At 40.7% G+C, this 3,630-nt stretch carries 5 protein-coding genes; all 5 read right to left on the bottom strand.

Features of this window, described 5'->3' with window-relative positions:
• Positions 1-683: fatty acid desaturase (locus QZZ55_RS19910; RefSeq protein ID WP_293269168.1), on the bottom strand; the 683-nt coding region annotated here is incomplete at its 3' end.
• Between the two features lie 446 nt (positions 684-1,129).
• Complete coding sequence (locus tag QZZ55_RS19905) at positions 1,130-1,570, bottom strand: SRPBCC domain-containing protein (RefSeq protein WP_293269167.1); 441 nt, start codon at positions 1,568-1,570, stop codon at positions 1,130-1,132.
• Positions 1,571-1,607: 37 nt separating this feature from the next.
• Positions 1,608-2,477, bottom strand: a complete 870-nt coding sequence (locus QZZ55_RS19900; RefSeq protein WP_293269166.1) for an MYG1 family protein — start codon at positions 2,475-2,477, stop codon at positions 1,608-1,610.
• Between the two features lie 150 nt (positions 2,478-2,627).
• Positions 2,628-2,825 carry a CPXCG motif-containing cysteine-rich protein gene (locus QZZ55_RS19895; RefSeq protein ID WP_293269165.1) on the bottom strand — a complete coding sequence of 66 codons (198 nt, stop codon included), beginning with the start codon at positions 2,823-2,825 and terminating at the stop codon, positions 2,628-2,630.
• A gap of 62 nt (positions 2,826-2,887) precedes the next feature.
• Entirely contained in the window at positions 2,888-3,358 is a 471-nt protein-coding gene (locus QZZ55_RS19890; RefSeq protein WP_293269164.1) for a shikimate kinase, read from the bottom strand.
• Between the last annotated feature and the right edge of the window lie 272 nt (positions 3,359-3,630).

Here is a 3,630-nt window from a genome sequence, read left to right as displayed (position 1 = left end):
CCGGTCAAACGATTAAAAAGTGGATCGAGGTTATTGTAGGACGCTTCAAACTCGTTTTCTGTATCAAGACCTGAATGATGCTCGTATGTCACATAAGCGGTAAAGAGAAGACTCGTGATCATTGGTAAAACAAACAACAATAAACCAGCTACCGGCTTAAACCAGACAAGAATTGCGACAACACTGAATGTTATCGCCGTATAAATAAGAAAGGGAGGTAACTGTTTGGGGTGCTTCTTCCCCACACTATAACCCCGTGTGTAAGCGGTCAAAGCAACATTGACTGTGTACTCAGCCATGCCCATTCGAGTACCGTCTTTACGCTTCCAACGACTCTCGTCTTTCTCTTGATCAAGGAAATTTAAATGATGACCTAATACATGGTGCAGCCGCCAAAGGTGTGTTGTTACCCCTGTGTGCAAGGCATAAGCGAACTCTAAACCTCGGTTAAGAGAAGCATGTCTAAATGTAAAAATGTGTTGGTGGTGATGATTCCATGCACAGATAACGCCCTTTGGAATAATCATCAGTAGATAGTAGCCACTCAGAACAGCAATATCGTTGACTGTGAAATACAAGATGAAATCAACTATTGTCAGTGTTAAAACAATAAAAACAGGCCAGCGATCTTCCTTATATCTAAAGCCACCCCAATTGTTTTGTTTTTTAGATATTTTATTCACACACACTTCCAGTAAAATAAGCAATATTTATCAACATGTTAGTAAAAATTCACTGCTTCTTTTGCGCTAACTTGTACTTATCATATCGCTCCGATCACTCGCTACCTAAAATCCAGAGACTATCGCACTGGGGTTACATCTTGGCTTATTGTTTATTTCTAATGATAAGAAGGCAAAAATTGGATAAAACATAAAGTAAAAGTTGAGAGCTGTATATAAGCAAATAGCTAGCTCAGTCACTCTTTTGCAAAAACTCACAACTTAGAGCCCTCTTCTAATGAAGCTCATATAAATGTTCTTCAAGATAACTATAGCATACGTACAGACAACCTATGCACCTTGGCGACACCTCAATACTTCTGATCAATCACAAAGAGATACTAACTGAATACCACCCACCTCTGGTAAACGCAGCCGTAAAAGTGCTGCAATATGCAGCTCCCAAATCACGAATGGTCTATTTGAATGTCATTTGGAAAAGGTTTACCTGCATCAAGCTCAAGCGAATCTTTAAGGCTGATCAAAAAAACAGCCCACTTGGTACTACAGTGGGCCATGAAATCGCTCGACTCTTTCCAGCCAGAGTGAGTAAATCTGACGAACGTCTGCTCTTTATCCGTGTCTAGTAGAAATAAAATTTCTGTACCAATCCATGGTTCAGGCACACTCCCTGAATGCTGCCAGCATACTTTTTTATTGGGAATGAGCCCAGTCACAATAAAGTCAGGCCCTCCACCATTAAAACGAAATTCAATAGTGGAGCCTACATCGCCTGCGCCAGACACATCATTAGTCCACCATTTAGATAGACCCGCATTGGTAGTTAATGCCTCATAGACTGCTTCAGATGAAGATTTGATGCCAACTCGATGATGTATATCAGCCATAATGCTCTCCCAAACGTTATGACGAAGATAACATCTTTTATTCTTGAAGTGCGATGGCTGCCATCTTCATAGTGCTTTCAAATGACTCCGCGCCCGCAATAAATAAACCATTATGGCAAAACATAGCATCATCAATACCCGTTACTTCCTTCAACGCATCACCCGACAAACCGGCCCATGGCTTAGGCAGAGATTTCTTATCTTCGAATGAACCTAGCTCAACAGGTACGGCTTGAATTCTCCATTGGCCCGACTCTGATGGGTAAATGATATATAAAGCGTCTTCAGATAAGGCGTGCACCGTTGTTTTCCATGGCGTGTATTTATCTAAGACAATCACGCGTGGGTCTTCAGCATTACCAATCGCTTTAGCAACAATTGATTTTGCACTAACACCCCCATTAACAGAGGCAATGAATCGTGCTAAAACACGTGATGCAAAATCAACAGCTTCATCAAAACACGTATCAAAATGGCTTTCTTCTTGCCATGTTGGGTTAAACATCGAGATAGTTTGGCTTAGGCTAATACCCTTAGACACACCTTCACCATAACCACAGTCGATGGCATCAATTGTTGATACTAGTCCCGCATCCACAGCGCTGGCTACTTCTTGATTCCCTTTGCATATGTCTAAACCATATTTTTGCCAAACCAAACCAAACGAAGAATAAGGAATACCGTTATCACGCTCACCTGCCCCACCTCGTTGATGGTGATCAAAACGGCCGGCATCTGGGTCATACTCACCACCTACATCAATCACAATATCCGCCTTGCTAATCAGTTCGAGATCACGCGTACGTATGAGATTAAAAGAAGGAAAAATGCACTGAAGTGCAGCAATGCTGAAAACATCATCTGCATGAAAATTACCGCTGTGAGTTGCTATCGTTTTATCATTCATTTGCTTTGCGTCATATTAGAGGGAGTAAGAAGGTGCCACTGGTCAAACGTTAATGATCTGGAGCTTCTCATTATAAAAAGTTTAATCAGCAAAAATTATAGGAGGAATCCTATACGAAGACAGCGAACAAAAACAGCAGATTTTGACTAACTAAAACGCTTCATCTTCACTATAAACATTAACGGCAAGCTCACCATTAACACTTTCAGAAATTAAAAAACTGATGGGCTTACAACATACTTGGCAATCTTCAATATACTGCTGATCTACGTCGGTCGAATCAATCAAAACGTCAACCGTTTCACCACAGTATGGGCACCCTATCGACTCTTCTATTAATTGATTCAATTCTTACGATACTCCAGATTTGCCTAACAACATAATTCCGCATTAATGGGACGCAAAACTGCCTAGATGTTTACAACTCTATCATTGCTAAAGAACATACGCTTTTTACCCGTATATTTTTCATAAAGCTCATTGTGAGCCGCCATAGAAAAAGTATCTGTTCTTTTAGGATACAAGGCAATCCAATCAAGCAGCATATCTAAGTTAGCATCTTGCGCTTGCTTACTTTCATATTTATGAGGCTCCCACGGCTTGCTTTTGGCATTTGCGATGCAATCATCTACGGGAAGATTCATAAAGATGATTTCATTGGATTCTGATATGGCGATTTCTAGCAGATCCGAATAACAGCCTTCAATAACCCAACCGTGGTTTGACTCTATAAATTTAGAAATCTCTTTCTGTGAGTCCATTAATGGTTTTCTTGAAGGAGGCATTGTAGGGAGCCATGCCAAGGTATCTAAATCTAGATGAGCCCCCCCTTTCGCACAACTCTTTTGCAAGCGTCGACTTACCAGAACCAGAGTTCCCAAACACCAAAACTTTACGCACTCTTAGGCCTCAATAGATACATAGCACTCAACTAAGGGACCCAGTTTACTGCGTCCATTCTTGAGCGTCTCTTGTTAAGGTTATAGTGCATAAATACCTATCACCGAATATGTAGCACATTGGCCAAAAAAGAAAAACACATGACCAACTGTGCTTGGTTGTTTAAAACGCAGCATATTCATTTGTTGGTAGAAATAGTGCAGTAACTTTGTTGGAATTCCAAATGTGATGATCATAAGAATTGCCACAATAG

Origin of the sequence: Neptunomonas sp., from assembly GCF_016744175.1 — a bacterium.
Lineage (GTDB): Bacteria > Pseudomonadota > Gammaproteobacteria > Pseudomonadales > Balneatricaceae > Neptunomonas.
This window is presented reverse-complemented; position numbering and strand designations above follow the sequence as displayed.